Source organism: Peribacillus sp. P4_C12 (genome assembly GCF_056402095.1).
The window spans coordinates 1-15,729 of record NZ_JBFUIB010000066.1; the positions used below are offsets into that span (position 1 = coordinate 1).

At 35.3% G+C, this 15,729-nt stretch carries 15 protein-coding genes, 1 pseudogene and 1 riboswitch; of the genes and pseudogenes, 4 read left to right on the forward strand and 12 right to left on the reverse strand.

Going from position 1 to position 15,729, the window contains the following annotated elements:
* Window positions 1-325, reverse strand: a pseudogene (locus AC1DUW_RS11845) (DinB family protein); the annotation flags it as partial.
* 195 nt (window positions 326-520) lie between these two features.
* Window positions 521-964 carry a hypothetical protein gene (locus AC1DUW_RS11850; protein WP_053347611.1) on the reverse strand — a complete coding sequence of 148 codons (444 nt, stop codon included), beginning with the start codon at window positions 962-964 and terminating at the stop codon, window positions 521-523.
* A 444-nt stretch (window positions 965-1,408) separates the two neighbouring features.
* A riboswitch (cyclic di-GMP riboswitch) is annotated at window positions 1,409-1,495 on the forward strand.
* Between the two features lie 18 nt (window positions 1,496-1,513).
* Here AC1DUW_RS11850 and AC1DUW_RS11855 point away from each other — a divergent pair.
* Window positions 1,514-1,642 carry a hypothetical protein gene (locus tag AC1DUW_RS11855; RefSeq protein ID WP_255264000.1) on the forward strand — a complete coding sequence of 43 codons (129 nt, stop codon included), beginning with the start codon at window positions 1,514-1,516 and terminating at the stop codon, window positions 1,640-1,642.
* Window positions 1,643-1,945: 303 nt separating this feature from the next.
* Complete coding sequence (locus AC1DUW_RS11860) at window positions 1,946-2,338, forward strand: YybH family protein (RefSeq protein ID WP_053347612.1); 393 nt, start codon at window positions 1,946-1,948, stop codon at window positions 2,336-2,338.
* Between the two features lie 123 nt (window positions 2,339-2,461).
* Here AC1DUW_RS11860 and AC1DUW_RS11865 read toward each other — a convergent pair whose 3' ends face one another.
* The 5 genes from AC1DUW_RS11865 to AC1DUW_RS11885 form a co-directional block, all read right to left on the reverse strand.
* Window positions 2,462-3,478 carry a LacI family DNA-binding transcriptional regulator gene (locus AC1DUW_RS11865; protein WP_053347613.1) on the reverse strand — a complete coding sequence of 339 codons (1,017 nt, stop codon included), beginning with the start codon at window positions 3,476-3,478 and terminating at the stop codon, window positions 2,462-2,464.
* 157 nt (window positions 3,479-3,635) lie between these two features.
* Window positions 3,636-4,052: a VOC family protein gene (locus AC1DUW_RS11870; protein ID WP_053347614.1), complete on the reverse strand. Its 417-nt coding sequence runs from the start codon at window positions 4,050-4,052 to the stop codon at window positions 3,636-3,638.
* 453 nt (window positions 4,053-4,505) lie between these two features.
* Complete coding sequence (gene hmpA / locus AC1DUW_RS11875; RefSeq protein ID WP_053347615.1) at window positions 4,506-5,726, reverse strand: NO-inducible flavohemoprotein; 1,221 nt, start codon at window positions 5,724-5,726, stop codon at window positions 4,506-4,508.
* Window positions 5,727-6,048: 322 nt separating this feature from the next.
* Window positions 6,049-7,032 (reverse strand): beta-ketoacyl-ACP synthase 3, encoded by a 984-nt coding sequence (locus tag AC1DUW_RS11880; protein WP_477642600.1) that lies wholly within the window; start codon window positions 7,030-7,032, stop codon window positions 6,049-6,051.
* A 216-nt stretch (window positions 7,033-7,248) separates the two neighbouring features.
* Entirely contained in the window at window positions 7,249-7,752 is a 504-nt protein-coding gene (locus tag AC1DUW_RS11885) for a DinB family protein (RefSeq protein WP_053347617.1), read from the reverse strand.
* Window positions 7,753-7,929: 177 nt separating this feature from the next.
* On the opposite strand from AC1DUW_RS11885, the gene AC1DUW_RS11890 reads away from it, so the two are divergent.
* The gene (locus tag AC1DUW_RS11890; RefSeq protein ID WP_255263999.1) at window positions 7,930-8,055 is read left to right on the forward strand and encodes a hypothetical protein; all 126 of its coding nucleotides are present in this window, start codon (window positions 7,930-7,932) and stop codon (window positions 8,053-8,055) included.
* Window positions 8,056-8,422: 367 nt separating this feature from the next.
* Here AC1DUW_RS11890 and AC1DUW_RS11895 read toward each other — a convergent pair whose 3' ends face one another.
* Window positions 8,423-8,962 (reverse strand): hypothetical protein, encoded by a 540-nt coding sequence (locus AC1DUW_RS11895; protein WP_152952316.1) that lies wholly within the window; start codon window positions 8,960-8,962, stop codon window positions 8,423-8,425.
* A gap of 369 nt (window positions 8,963-9,331) precedes the next feature.
* Here AC1DUW_RS11895 and brnQ point away from each other — a divergent pair, with 369 nt between their 5' ends.
* A complete protein-coding gene (brnQ, locus tag AC1DUW_RS11900; RefSeq protein WP_053347618.1) occupies window positions 9,332-10,666 on the forward strand; it encodes a branched-chain amino acid transport system II carrier protein in 1,335 nt (444 codons plus the stop codon).
* A gap of 199 nt (window positions 10,667-10,865) precedes the next feature.
* Here the strand turns inward: brnQ and AC1DUW_RS11905 are convergent, their stop codons facing one another.
* From AC1DUW_RS11905 to fabZ, 4 genes are all read right to left on the reverse strand, one after another.
* On the reverse strand, window positions 10,866-12,260 hold the full coding sequence (locus AC1DUW_RS11905; RefSeq protein ID WP_053347619.1) for an amino acid permease: 1,395 nt from the start codon (window positions 12,258-12,260) through the stop codon (window positions 10,866-10,868).
* Window positions 12,261-12,466: 206 nt separating this feature from the next.
* Window positions 12,467-13,426, reverse strand: coding sequence for an L-threonine 3-dehydrogenase (locus AC1DUW_RS11910; RefSeq protein WP_053347620.1), 960 nt, complete (start codon window positions 13,424-13,426; stop codon window positions 12,467-12,469).
* Window positions 13,427-13,467: 41 nt separating this feature from the next.
* Window positions 13,468-14,658: a glycine C-acetyltransferase gene (locus tag AC1DUW_RS11915; protein ID WP_053347621.1), complete on the reverse strand. Its 1,191-nt coding sequence runs from the start codon at window positions 14,656-14,658 to the stop codon at window positions 13,468-13,470.
* Between the two features lie 525 nt (window positions 14,659-15,183).
* Entirely contained in the window at window positions 15,184-15,609 is a 426-nt protein-coding gene (gene fabZ / locus AC1DUW_RS11920; protein WP_053347622.1) for a 3-hydroxyacyl-ACP dehydratase FabZ, read from the reverse strand.
* Window positions 15,610-15,729: the final 120 nt, after the last annotated feature.

A 15,729-nucleotide genomic window follows, 5' to 3' on the forward strand; every position in this document is an offset into this window, starting at 1 on the left:
CATGTTCTTCTAAACTTTGTCCCTCAATATGGGTTAAAGAGCCCTCCTCAGAACGGCATTCTAACGGAAACAACGAGCGTATTTCAGAATCCCATTCAGTAACAAGAACCTCTTCATATAACCAATCTGCCTCGACCAATGCAATGTGATATAACAGCGAGCCAATCGTTTGTCTTTCATCCATTTTTGTGTCGAGCATCCTTTGGCTGATTCCAGTTAATTCTGTTAAAAGAGTACGGCGAACATCTTCTAAACACCATAGCCACCGGCCAATTTCTTCTTCATATTCTGGTAATCGAGATACCAGTAAAGCTCTTCTCTCCAAACTGATCATCCTCCTCTTATTTAAAGTCTTACATTCTATTAAAAATGGATGTTTCCTTCAATTAAAATGGCATGTTAAATTTTATTGTGGATTTAAGGTAAAATAAATTGAGTAGTTTCTGCGGACGTGTAGACATCACTCTATTATTCCTGTTATATATCGAGAACCAAATATTCTCACTAAAGCCCCCATTTATTAATTTATTTGCACATTTTCTTCAAATTCTATACCTAAGTATTTATAAAGAATAGTTACAGAATTAATTTCAACATCATCTTTTACTGAAAGCCCATATTTAGATTGGAACTCAACATCTTTGATTGCTGTTCCAGTTTCTATCTTTACCGTATCATAGTCTTTAAAAATATAACCTTCATCCATAAATGTATCGGAAAGAACAAAACCTTTTCCCGATTCATCTACTTGTACTTTCGCTATTTCAGGTTTCTCTGCTCCATTTATTCGAATATCAAGCAATTCAATATCTTGAAATCCATCATTTCCCAAAGTGATTACCACTACTTTTTGTTCCAACCCAGTCCCTAATAAATTTGCTTCAAGTTTCGGTTGTGCAAGTACAAAATAAAGTACAACACCAATGATAACTATTAATCCCATAAAAATTCCTGTTCTTTTCACTACAAATCTCCCCTTCAACTACCCTACCCTTTAGTTCAATAACAGACAATGAATTTACTTTATCTATTATAGATGTTTATTCTACAAATATTTCCAAAAACCTTTATCCCAGTGGAATTAGGCACTAAATTTCCGTTTGCGTAACCGCACCACCGAACCTATACTCTTACCCTCGTTATAGAATTTTTTTTCGGTTAAAAACCCGTGTCACGTTATTCAACAATAGGGACAGATTATTGAATAAGGGAAGAAAATTTTTTATCTAAAGGCTGTGTTAAATAAAACTAATAATACCATCATTTTAAATGTTATGGTGAACCTAAAAGGCACTCAACCTCGTTAATTTTCGTTAATTAACTTTAGTTTTTAAAGAATAATAATTACATTTCTACAATTTACGACAACATTAGCACTATCTAGATAGTAATATATAACTATAATAAAATGAGAAAACGGCAAACTAATCGAAAGGTTAGGACGCAAAGCTAACAGGTCTAAGGTCAGATTGACTATGATAGCTGAGCTACCTCTTCAACGGAGGAATAGGTAATGTTACTTCAGACAAATGACAGAGTAGAAGAATTAGATACAGAATGGATTGAACTCATTCAAATGGCTATCAATGTAGAAATACCGTTAGAGGAAATTAGGGGATTTTTATTAGAAGGTAGACAGTAGGCCTATGCTTGCTGTCTGACACATTTTTACACATTAACGCCTTCTTTCTATTTCTTTACTTTATCAAAATAGAAAGAAGCTAATAATTCACCTTTAGCTGTAATAACTAGGATGGTTTGCTACGGTAATTATTTTCATTGCTACCCTATAGGCAGATTGCCCTTCAAAAATGGCTTTATGGTAATGATGTTGATTTTTCTTATTTGTCCAAGAGAAGGATTCCACAACAAGACAGTCGAATATTCTTCACCAAGGGGTAAATTGGAATCCCTATAATTTACCTAGCTTGATAGGAGGGCAAATATGCAAATTCATGAGTTAGAACTTGTAATAAAGAATGCAGACCGAGCAATAAATAATGAGGATTTCGATCAATTAATGGATTTCTATTCAGAGGATGCTACCTTAGTTGTAAAACCTGGAACGTTAGCTAAAGGCAAAGAAGAAATACGTCGGGCATTCGTTGCTATCGCTGATTATTTTAATCATAGTTTAATTGTTAATCAAGAAAAGATGGCAATAATTGAAACAGGTGATACGGCATTAGTTGTAGCAAAAGCCCTTCTGAGTGCCAATCAAAAGACTGATTCGGCATTCTCAATGGAAAGAATGGCTACCTATGTTTTTAAAAAGGATTCGACAGGTACCTGGCGTTGCATAATTGATAATTCTTACGGTGCTGAATTACTTGAATAAGTCATGTACAGATATTTGAATAAATAGAAAAGGCTCACCTTCTATTAGGTTATTAGGTGGTTTTTTCATTTGTGTTAATCTCCACAGCAGACGTTAATAGAGTCAAAAATAAAAAAACTCCTATTATTTTATAGGAGTTCCAGATGATTTTCTGATTACCAATTCAGGCTTTAAATTTATTGTTCGATAATCAGCTGGACCGACTTCATCTACTCTTTCAATCACTAATTGTGTTCCTAAATATCCAAAGTCATAGGCAGGCTGCGAAGATACAGTCAAAAAAGGATCAAAGTCTGAAAATAATTCTAAATCGTCAAAGCAAACGACGGCAATGTCTTCTGGAACTTTAATCTTTTTTTCTCGTAAACTTTTTATAATTTTAATGGCAATGAAATTATTCGCTGCAAAAATCGCTGTTGGACGATCAGCAGGAGAAACATTAACCAAATGAGCGATTCCATTCCATTGCTTTTCTTGTTTATAATGAGTCTCTACTAGGAAAGCGGGATCTATCTTTAAATCATTAATTTTTAACGTTTCAATATACGCCTGATACCGTTCTTTCGAAGTGGAAATCGTAAGTGGGCCATGAACCATTGCTATTCTTTGATGACCATAATCAATTAAATGCTGAAGAAGCAATTTTGTCCCTTCATAGTTATCTCCAAGTACTCTATCACACGAAACATCTTCAATTTGCCTATCTATTAATGTAAATGGAATTCTGTTTTTAATAAGTTTCTTTAAGTTTTTGGTCGATTGATCACCTGTAGGAGCAATAATTACGCCATCTACCCTTTTAGAAATTAATGCATTGATATACTCACTTTCTTTTTCGTAGTTTTCATCTGTATTACATAAAATAAGCTGATATCCCATTTGATTAGCCTTATCCGCAGCGCCTCTTGCAACCTTTGTAAAAAAGGGGTTAGTGATGTCAGTTATGATTAATGAAAGTAACTTGGTTTTTTTAATATTCAAACTTTGAGCAGCTGAATTCGGTATATAGTTTAACTCTTTTATAACAGCTTCTACTTTTTCTCTAGTCTTTTCACTGATATTTCCTTTATTATTAATGACTCTCGATACAGTCATCGGTGATACATTCGCTTTTTTTGCAATATCGTAAATTGTCGTCACTTTTTGTACCCGCCTTTACATTTTCCCTTATATTGTATCATAAGTATAAATTGTTATTTTATACTTCAACAAGCAGGTAATCATGTTGACTCAGGTACGACACTGAACTTCAAAAAAAGACACAGTCCTTAGTGAAGGATTGTGTCTTGAACTAGATTTAATTTTGATTAAATCCGCTTTCATCCATGTAAAATATCTCCCAAAGATGTCCGTCTATATCCTGAAAGCTCCAACCGTACATGAACCCATGATCAATGGCTTCATTAAAGGGCTTTCCTCCAGCATCCAGGGCTTTATTCACGATCTCATCCACTTCTCCCTTACTTTTAACCGATAATGCCACAATAGCTTCCGTACTTTTTGCTGTATCCGGGATTTCTCTCTTGGTAAACGTTTTAAAGTAATCTTCAACCAATAACATGACATATATAGTCTCACTGATAACCACACACGTTGCATTTTCATTGGTCATTTGCTCGTTAAAGTCAAAGCCAACTTTTGTGAAAAATTCTATTGAGGCATTCAAATCTTTAACAGGCAAGTTAACAAAGATCTTTTCTGCTTGAACTCCCATCAAATTCACCCTCACTCGTTTATTTTATGTTCATTACCCTACTATTCGTTGCTTTTTTCGATAATCCTGCTCGCAACAAAAAAAGGAGATACCCAGTACCTCTCATCCTAATGTAATAAGTACAACAAAGGTTTTTCAAGAACCGTTGGCGAACGCTAACCCTTTCTCAGAAAGAGAACGACGAATTTGCCTTTAGTTCCCATACCATGTAGCTGCAAGACCTCTGCTTCACTTAGCTTAGGAAACTGCTCAAGTTACAAGTACCCAGCTCCAGCGAGTGCTCGTTGTGCAGGTTTAGCTAATCCTGTCGGGAGATCGCTTTCGTTATTCTTCATAATCCTTTCTCCTTCTTGTGTTATTAATAAATAGTATTTCCAGACTTCCCTTTGTTCTTATTAGCCATGAAAAAGGACCTTCTATCAAAGACCCTTTTTATTCACAAATTTAGTTTACTTATTTTTCTCCTAAAATAGCGAGTGGACTAAATACTTCATAATGAATATGTTCTTTCGATACACTCCATTTACTTAGGGCCTCATTGATTGCTTCCATAAAAGGAATAGGTCCGCAGAAATAAAAATTAGCTTCTTTTGATGGAACGATAGATTGCAGGAAGTCTAAACCCATGTATCCTTCTTTATCAAAATGTCCAGAGGTTCGATCGGCTTCGGTTGGTGCAGCATAGACTACAAATGATTTTATATGTTGATGATCATTCGCTATTTGTTGCAGATGCTCTTTAAAGGCATGTGTTTGGCTGTTGCTTGTTGCATGGATAAACGTAACCTGACGTTGTGGTTGTTTTTCTATAATGGTATTTAACATGCTAAGCAATGGTGTAATTCCAATACCGCCACTAATTAGAACGACAGGTAAATTTGTGTTATCAAGTTCGAAGTCACCTGCAGGAGCAGAAAATTGCAGCGTATCTCCAACTTGCAGCTGTCTATGTAAATAGTTAGATACAATTCCAGATGGAGCATCTCCATGGGCATCTTCACGTTTAACACTGATTCGGTAGTAATTCTTACCAGGTGAATCCGAAAGACTGTAATGGCGTATATGCGTATATTTCTCGCCAGGAATTTCCGCCTTTAGTGTTAGGTATTGCCCAGCATGATAGGAGGCAATGGGTTTTCCGTCTGTAGGCTTTAGGTAAAAGGAGGTTACCGCATCACTTTCTTTTATCTTTTTATCGATATTGAAGCTTCGGTATCCTTCCCATCCACCAGGCTGATGTTCTGTTTCCTCATAGAGGTTTTTTTCAATATCAATAAAGGCATCTGCAATATAGCCATAGGCCTTTCCCCATGCCTCTATGATTTCATCTGTGGCTGCGTCACCTAATACGTCTTTAACTGCTTGAAGCAACGTTTCACCTACAACCGGATACTGTTCAGGCTTTACCCCTATGGCACGATGTTTCTCAGTAACTCTTTTAATTACAGGTTTTATCGCTTCAAGGTTCGTAATATGTTCACCTGCAGCATAGACCGCATACCCTAAGGCCTCCTGTTGAATGCCTCTTTTTTGGTTCGTTTGGTTAAAAAGGTTATACAAATCAGGAGCTTTTGAAAATAGTAATTCATAAAATCTCTTTCCTATTGGTTTACTATGTTCCTTGAGAACAGGTGCTGTTGACTGAACGATTTCTATGGTCTTAGCATCAAGCATGTTAAATTGTCCTCCTCAAATTTCAGGGATATTTACTGTAAATAGCATTCCCACTAAATATAGGAGTAAACATGATATTTTGGCCCCATTCAACTTATCACTCACCAACCCAAACATCTTACTAAAAGCGGGCTTCCGTCCTTTTTGGAGATTTTGAAATTCCCTTAAGATAATTCAAAGACACCATACCTAATAGTACGATGTCTTTGTTTAGTATCCTTGTTAAATTAAACGGGCTCCATTAGCTCAATAAGAAAATAAACTGCTGATCAGTAGCTCTTGATTTTTAAGTAAAGCACCGGTTAGTTGAAGAAAAAAAGCGTTATAGGGTCCAATTGATAAGCAATCCTGCTTGTGCTAATCCACCACCGAAACCATATAATAAAATCTTCTCACCATTACTGAGCTYTCCTTCACTTACTCCTATATCTAAAGCTAATGGTATTGATGCTGAGGAAGTATTTCCATACTCCACTAAGCTATATAATGTACGCTCAATTGGAAAACCACTTCTATCACATATTGACTCAATCATTCTTAAATTTGCACTATGCGGAACAAACCAATCAACATCATTCAAATGAAATTCAGTATTTTTCATCACAGTTTGCATTCCTTTTGGAACAGTAGTAACAGCCCATTTATAAACCTCACGTCCATTTTGTACAAGGTTACCACTATTATTTAAGTCTTCACCATTTATACGTGTCGATAGGTTTGTACTATATAAATGTTTTCCGCCTGCTCCTTCCGAATATAAATGTGAAGAAATAAAACTTGGTTGTTGTTCATCATATTCTACAAGAACTGCTCCTCCACCATCTCCAAATAAAATACAAGTGGCTCGATCTTCATAGTCCATAATTTTAGATAAAGTATCAGCTCCAATAACAAGAACTTTCTTGTTTAAACCAGATGTTACTAATCCATTAGCTACATGCAACCCATAAGTAAATCCTGCACAAGCAGCGTTTAAATCAATAGCTCCAGTATTCTTAATACCTAGCTTTGCTTGGACTAAAGAAGCTACACTTGGTGTGTTGAAATCAGGTGAAAAGGTACAGACAATAATCATATCAACATCTTCGACTGATTTATCATACCGTTCCATTAAATCCTTTACAGCTTTATAACTTATATCACTAGTAAACTCTTCTTCATGTGAAATTCTTCGTTCTTTAATACCAGTACGTTTAACAATCCATTCATCATTGGTTTCAATCATTTTTTCTAAGTCCTTATTTGTTAACCTTTTTTCTGGAACATAAGAACCTATCGCAGTAATACGTGCTTTGGATTTGAACATAAAATAGCCACCTCGTGTTATGAATTGCATCAATTTTATAACTGATATTAATACCTGGTACTAATTATAAAGTAAAAAAAATCTTATGCAACTACCCTTAACCTTTAGCCCCATAAGAAAAAGAGTTGCCCACGCCACTCCCTTATTGAAGTAGAGCACTCGTTAGTGAAAGAACTTTTCCAATTAATGAGGATTTTGTGCTTGAGCTACTCTGTTCTAATTGGAATATAGGTAAAGTCCAAAATCTTGCATAACAGAGGTGTGCCCCCTTTGACGCAACATGGTAGCTATATTGCCACGGTGATATGATCCGTGAGTAACAACGTGTAGTACCGATTCAGAAATAGAAGTTTCAAGCAACCCAGCATATGGATTATCCACCACAATCAATTTTTCAAAATCTTTTTGACTGTTCAGAAGTGCTTTGTTTCGCTCAGATAAGTCTAGAAATATTTTTTTCATTTCCTCAATACTTTTCGTTTCCACCTCTTTTCTTAATTGATCCGTAGACCCCATTGCTTCATTCATACTTTTACCTGATATTATGTCAAACCATGCGTAATCTGTGAGATAAATGTGAGACAACACCTTTGATACAGAAGAAAAACCACTTTGAATTTCCTGATGATAAATTTCCTGTGGAAGTTCTTTTAAACGATCAATTATGACTCCATTTGCCCACACGTGGTAGTTGTACATTTTTAATACGGATTGTGTCATATTTATTCCCCTCCATTTTCATAAGTTATTTCGTGTTAAACGATTGATGCCTAAATGTTAAATAATTTTCCGGTAAATTATTTAAGGTAATTATCCCCAACTACTCCTCTTATAGCGAATCATCGAATAATACTCATAAGTTTGTACAAAATACTTATGTTCAAAGGAGGTGTTTATATGCCTAATCTAAATGATAATAAGTTCAAAAAAATTCAATCTGAAAGTCAAAAGCAAGGAAAATCACAAGAAGAATATGCTGCGGAACTTGAAATGAACAAATTGAAAAGTCAAAAAAGGAAGTAACCACACCAAATAATGATCATTGGCAGGAAGTTGTTTCCTGCCTTTAATTTACCTTATTATTGGAATTTATCTTGCAACGTTTAAACTTCAGTATTTCTTAAACTCCCTCAGTTAAATACGATAACGCTCACGAATACTCGTTAATTCGCAGTTTTTTTTAAACCATTTGGAATAGGATTCATAAACGAACCCTGCTCTGTTATTCAAGTAGAGCACCAACTAATTCAACAAGAAATTCAACTGATTATTTTCCTTCTGATAACTAACTAACCGCCCTGTTTGTTACATACAAAAAAGTACATTTCGTCATATCTCTTTAAAGAATGATTGCACCCGTTAGTCGTATATTAATTTTATTTGTACCACTTTACTTATCCCATTCCTTTAAAAGCTCTTGGTCGATTTCTTCAATGATTTCTTCAGCACCATCTTTTTTTACTACCTTTACTTCTATATCTTTGACATCACTGATGGCATACCAAAACCTTCTATCACCTTCGACCTTGATGATTTTCGCTGGTTCATCACCTGCATATATTTCAGAAATAGAATTATCACTAATTGCTCCTGAATAAATGTATGGAACTTGGTTCATTGAAGACCATTTAACAGGTGTATTCCATTCTGCTCCTCTTGTTTGTTTCCATTCCCATTTATCATTTTCTTTTTCAAAGTAAGCAATAAATATTTGTTCCCCTTGTGCATTATTCTCTTTAAATACTGCAATGGCATCATCTTCATGCACCACATTCATTTGCTTATGAACGAGCGAATAAGAATAATCCTTTTCCCCTAAGTGCATTTCATCTATCGATTTGTGAAAGAAATCTTCAAATGTTTGTTCTTTTGAACAACCAATTAAAAATGCTATACAAATTATAAACGAAAAAAATATCTTTATTTTCAATCTTATCCCCCTTTGAAATCGTTCTCTTTAATCTATTTTAACATCAGTTCCTAATACATTCTCTCGCTCAAACTTTCGATATCCATCTAGAAAATCAAGCAAATTACCTCCTATTTTAAATGTTTTATTATTATTGAAAAAAAATTATGCCGCTCTCGGTTATAAAATACTGTCAACTAATTCCTAAATGGAATCAACGTAGACTATCTAGTCAATAGKGTATATAATAAAAATTAAATTTTATATTGAAATATTAAAATTATCTGGTTATAATACGATACGTTCTAATTAATTTTGTTCGTGTTTAATTTTTAGAAAATTTAATATTTTTTAAAAATAGTAAATTTTAGTTATTATGGAGGTTTTAATTTGTCTAATAAAGTACCATCTTCATTTATAGTAGTGATTGGTTTCATGTTATTCGCACTATTCTTTGGGGCAGGAAACTTAATTTTCCCGCCGATGCTTGGTCAATCAGCAGGAATGAATATCTGGACTGCTAATGCCGGGTTTTTAGTAACAGGGGTTGGATTACCGTTACTAGGTGTGTTGGCACTTGGTTTTTCTGGGAAAGATGATTTACAATCATTAGCAAGCCGCGTACATCCTGTGTTTGGGATTGTATTCACAACCGTTCTTTACTTAGCAATCGGTCCATTATTTGCAATGCCTAGAACAGGAAACGTTTCTTTTGAAATAGGTGTAAAACCATTCTTACCCGAAAATGCTGGGCCGCTTCCTTTGCTTATTTTCACAATCATCTTTTTTACAATTACGTGTCTTCTTTCGCTCAATCCCGCGAAAATTGTCGAAATTGTGGGGAAAATATTAACACCTATCAAGTTAACGTTCATCGGAATCCTGGTAGTAGTAGCTTTTGTTAATCCAATTGGGGATTTTCAAGCACCTGCTAAGGACTATACAGTTCAACCATTTTTTAATGGGTTTAGAGAAGGTTATTTAACAATGGATACTCTTGCATCTTTTGTTTTTGGCATCATTATCATTAATGCCATTAAAGAAAAAGGAGCAAAAACAAAAAAACAAATTATGATTGTTTGTGGAAAAGCAACTGGAATTGCTGCCGTTATCCTAGCAACCATTTATACAGCTCTTTCTTACATGGGTGCTTCAAGTGTAGAAAAACTTGGACACTTGGATAATGGAGGTATTATCTTAGCAAAAGTCTCGGATTACTATTTTGGAGCTTATGGTGGGATATTATTAGGATTAATGATTACAGTAGCTTGTATTACAACGAGCGTAGGACTTGTTACATCTTGTTCTTCGTACTTCCATAAACTATTTCCAAAGCTACCTTACAAAACAATTGCTATTTGTTTATCGATTTTTAGTGCAATAGTTGCCAATATTGGACTAACACAGTTAATTGCATTTTCTGTACCTGTAATGACAGCTATTTATCCATTAGCCATTGTATTGATTTTCTTAACATTCCTTCATTCTTTATTTAAAGGGAAGGCTGAAGTTTATCAAGGTAGCTTACTTTTAACTTTTATTGTCAGTTTATTTGATGGATTAAATGGAGCCGGTATACACATTTCATCCATTAATAATTTCTTTAATACAATTCTTCCTTTGTACGAGGTAGGACTAGGGTGGATTATTCCAGCTATTGTTGGAGGATTCATAGGGTATGCCGCTAGCATATTGAAATTCCGTCTTAATCATCAAGTAGATTAATTAATTAAATCATGTATTTTAAAAAGCAGTCTAGGATTAATGCCTAGACTGCTTTTTTATGAATATGGATATAACAAATGATCTCAAATTAGTCGACCACTTTGCATCAGAACTAATCTACGCATTTCATTTCAAAAAAAAGGGCTGCCGTAGCAACCCTGGTTTTGAAGTAAATCAATAATTTATAATCCAAAGTGAATTATAGATTAGCCACTTTATCATCTGTCTGAGCAGCATCTACTGGTATACGTTTGTCTATTCCAAAAGCGTAATAACTAATTACAACGATACCTAGAAAACCAATTCCTACAATAAGCGATATACGTGTTTCATCATTAAACCACATTCCGATTAATACCATAATTAAGAAAGCAATGGTCAAATAGTTTGTAACAGGTGCAAAAGGCATCTTGAATGGATGATTGACCATTTCAGCACTTTTTACTTTTCTGAATTGAATTTGACTAATCAGAATGACAAACCACGGAATCATACCAGGAAGTACACTGGCACTGTATACATGCACAAATAAATTTTCTGGTGCAATATAACTTAAAACAACGCCAATTGCTAACCCAACAATCACACCGAACGTACCGAATAAAGGGACACCACTATTAGATACTTTCGCAAAGAATTTTGGCGCTTGTCCATTTATTCCCAAAGTATAAAGCATACGTCCTGCACTGTAGATACCACTATTGCAGCCTGACATTGCAGCTGTGATTACGACAAAATTAATAATTCCAGCTGCTGCTGTAATACCAACTTTCGCAAAGGTTGCAACAAATGGGCTACCAATTGAACTTAGTTGATCCCACGGGTAAACGGTTACAATAATAAAAATCGCACCGATATAGAAGATTAAAATACGCCAAATGGTACTTTGAATCGCTTTAGTTATCGTGTTTTGCGGATCTTTCGCTTCCCCAGCTGTAATCCCGATTAGTTCTACACCTTGATACGCTGCAACAACTAGTGAAAGAGCAAAGAAGAACCCTTTCCAACCGCCTGTAAATAAACCACCATGTTCCCATAGATTTGATAACCCTATCGCTTCTCCTCCGTTACCAATTCCAAAGAAAATAAGTCCAAATCCTGCAACAATCATTAATATAATTGTTACGATTTTAATCAGTGCAAACCAAAATTCAATTTCACCAAAAGATTTAACAGAAATTAGGTTCGCTGCTCCTAGAATAACCATTGCGATCAAACCTGGAATCCAAGCAGGAAGATCAGGGTACCAATACTGCATGTACGTCCCAACTGCAATAATTTCAGCCATCCCAACAATAACCCACTGGAACCARTTACTCCATGCAGTCATATACCCTGCTAATGGATGAATATACTTATAACCAAATGTTGCAAATGAACCTGTACTTGGCTCTAAATACAACATTTCCCCCATTGCACGCATAATCAAAAATATAAAAATCCCTGAGATTGCATAAGCTAACATTACGGACGGACCTGTCCATTTGATTGCGCTGGCTGAACCCATAAATAAACCAACACCAATTGTACCGCCCAAAGCAATCATCTGAATATGACGACCTTTCAACTCCCTGTTCAAATCTTTGTTGGCCATTCTAATTCCCCCTACACTACTAGTTGTTGAAATTTGATGCACGGCATATCGACCGATTGTTTAATTTTATACGCCAATAGAAAGCGCTTACTTTTTAATGGCTGTAAAAGGTGCATCACATAACGTTTAAAAAAAATTCAAAACATCTGAATATAGTAACTCGAATAAAAGAGTTTTACAACTCTTTTATTCGGCTAGTAGCTTATTTATGCGGTAACTAAAAGTGACTTTACTCTCAGCTTTATCAGCATATCCCTCGTCATTTTCTCCAAATCATATTCCGCCTTAAATCCCCATTCTTCCTTTGCACAAGTTGAATCTATTGTATTAGGCCAACTGTCGGCAATAGATTGTCTTGCAGGATCGACCTCATAATTCATGACAAATTCCGGAATATGCCTTTTAATCTCGGCTGCAATTTGCTCCGGATCAAAGCTCATAGCAGACACATTGAAAGAATTCCGATGTTTTAATTTTGAGGCATCTGCCTCCATTAATTTAATGATGGCAGCTAAAGCGTCAGGCATATACATCATATCCATATACGTTCCCTCAGCAATGTAAGAAGTATATCTTTTGTTTTTAATCGCTTCATAAAAAATTTCAACTGCATAGTCGGTTGTTCCACCGCCAGGAGGTGTAACATACGAAATCAGTCCCGGGAATCGAAGACCTCTCGTATCAACCCCAAATTTATGATGATAATAATCACATAATAACTCTCCGGATACTTTATTCACTCCGTACATCGTATTCGGTCGTTGAATGATGTCTTGTGGAGTCAAATCTTTAGGCGTGGTTGGACCAAACGCGCCAATAGAACTAGGTGTAAATAATTGGCAATCGAGTTCTCGTGCCGCTTCCAAAGCATTAACCAATCCGCCCATGTTTAAATGCCAGGCTAAAAGAGGCTTCTTTTCAGCTGTTGCTGACAATAATGCAGCTAAATGAATAATCGTATCCACTTCATGTTTTTTTGCCATATTAAACATCGCTTTTTCATCTGTAACATCTAAAATCTCAAATGGACCTGATTGAACAATATCGCTTTCTGTTTTTCGAATATCTGTTGCAATGACATTGTCAAATCCATAAATCTCTCTCATTTTCAGCGTTAGTTCTGAACCAATTTGACCTAAAGCCCCTGTTACTAAGATCTTTTTCATCAAAAATCCCTCCCCTTTTTCACTCTGCAGCAAGCAATTCCTTAAATAATCGACATCTCTTTTCCTACTTTTTCATAAATGGCTAATGCACGATCCAGCATCTCTTTTGTATGAGCAGCTGTCGGCATATTCCGCACTCTTCCTGTTCCCTTTGCAACAGTAGGAAATACGATGGATTTAGCATACACACCTTCTTCATTCAGCCTCTTACTGAATTGCTGTGTTTTTGCTTCATCTCCTATTATGCAAGGCGTAATCGGTGTTTCGCTCTCTCCAATATCAAACCCTAATTCTTTTAGGCCCTTTTTCAAGTAATTGCTGTTTTCCCACAGCTTATTTTGAAGATCTGAGCTATTCATCAAAATATCAATGGCTTCTAAACAAGCTGCAACTGCTCCTGGTGTGACAGCCGTTGAAAATAAAAACGGACGGCTTCTCACTTTTAACCAATCGATTAAATCTTTCTTTCCTGCTACATAGCCTCCTACAACACCAATGGCTTTGGATAATGTTCCAATCTGGAAATCCACCTTATCCGATAACCCAAAATGTTTTACTGTTCCTGCACCATTGCCTAATACACCCGAACCATGCGCATCATCAACATACGTAATTAAATCAAACTCTTCGGCAATCTCCACAATTTCAGGAAGCTTGGCAATATCCCCATCCATCGAGAAAACTCCATCGGTAATGATCATGACTTTGTTATACAATCCGGACTCCTTTGCTTGACGTGCTTTTGTCCGTAAATCGTCCATGTCGGAATGTTTAAAGGGAATGATCTTTGCTTTAGATAATCGACATCCATCAATGATAGAAGCATGATTCAGTTCATCTGAAAGAATGGCATCATGTTTATCCATCACTCCTGAAATCGCTGCCATATTACAATTAAATCCAGATTGGTAAGCAATGGCTGCTTCTGTATGTTTAAATTCGGCAAGCTTTTCTTCTAATTTGACATGAATATCTAATGTTCCGTTGATCGTACGAACCGCACCGGATCCGACACCATATTTTTTCGTTGCTTCAATGCATGCCTCTATTAATCTCTGATCTGTTGCTAAACCTAAATAGTTATTGGATGATAAATTAATTAACTCTCTGCCTGCAATGGTAATTACCGGACCATTTGGACCTTCTACCGGATCAATAACGTTGTAAAGTCCTTTTTCTTTTAAATCTTCCAAATTTTCATTCAAAAATTGATTTAATATTTCACTAGACATTTCATATACCCCCTTATTGATGGTTGGAATAAATGCAGGATTTTTTTATGATTTACCTCTATTCTCAAACATTGCATTTAAGAATATTGAATTTTACTCATTTTCAAGAAAATACATGTGTCCTCTCCAAAAATACACGAAGAAGTAACCTAAATCCTTTTGTACTAATAGTTATAAGAATCATAATAATAGATAAAATTATAGTTGTCCATATTGTGTGGACAAAAAAATTTTGGAATTTTTGTAGCTTTGTAATAAATCCCGCTCAAAAATGCGTTTAAATCGTAGAAAATACGAAGAGAATGCCATCATCAATTTCGTAGTTAAACATGGAGATAGATGTGAAAAATGAATACTAAAGGCAGTTTTCTTGTTTATTAAAGTGAACTTCGAAAGAGCCCTGTTCAGTACATGTGTCATCGCATATGAAATATGTTTTAAAAAAAAGAGTTGACATGAAATTTGTACCTTTCTTAAACAAAAAAAGTCCCCAGAAGGAAACTTTTACCAAAAAAATAATAACTTTTAATCACCAAATGCAAATATTATTTCTGTTTCGCAAACTAATTCCCCATCAACTGTAGCTATACCTTTGCCTTTCCCAATAGGACCTTTTAATCGCCTGATTTCAACTTCAAGAAGGAGTTGGTCTCCTGGTTTTACTTGCTGTTTAAAACGACATTTATCTATACCTGCTAAAAGCCCTAATCGTCCTTGGTTTCCTTCTTTAGTTAACATCACAACTGCACTTACTTGAGCTAATGCCTCTACAATTAATACACCTGGCATAACTGGATAATTGGGGAAGTGCCCGTTAAAAAAATCCTCATTTGCTGTAACATTTTTTATACCAACTGCTCTTTTTCCTTCTTCTAGTTCCAAAATCCTATCCACTAAAAGAAATGGATAACGATGTCTAATTACTTCCTTAATTTTTTGAATATCTAACATCATTAAGGCCCCCATAACAATAATAATATTTTATTACTAACTATTCATTTAATTCTATCATCTGGTATTAATAGTTGGTACTAAAATGATCCTTCTTCAACCTATACTTCCCTTTAATCC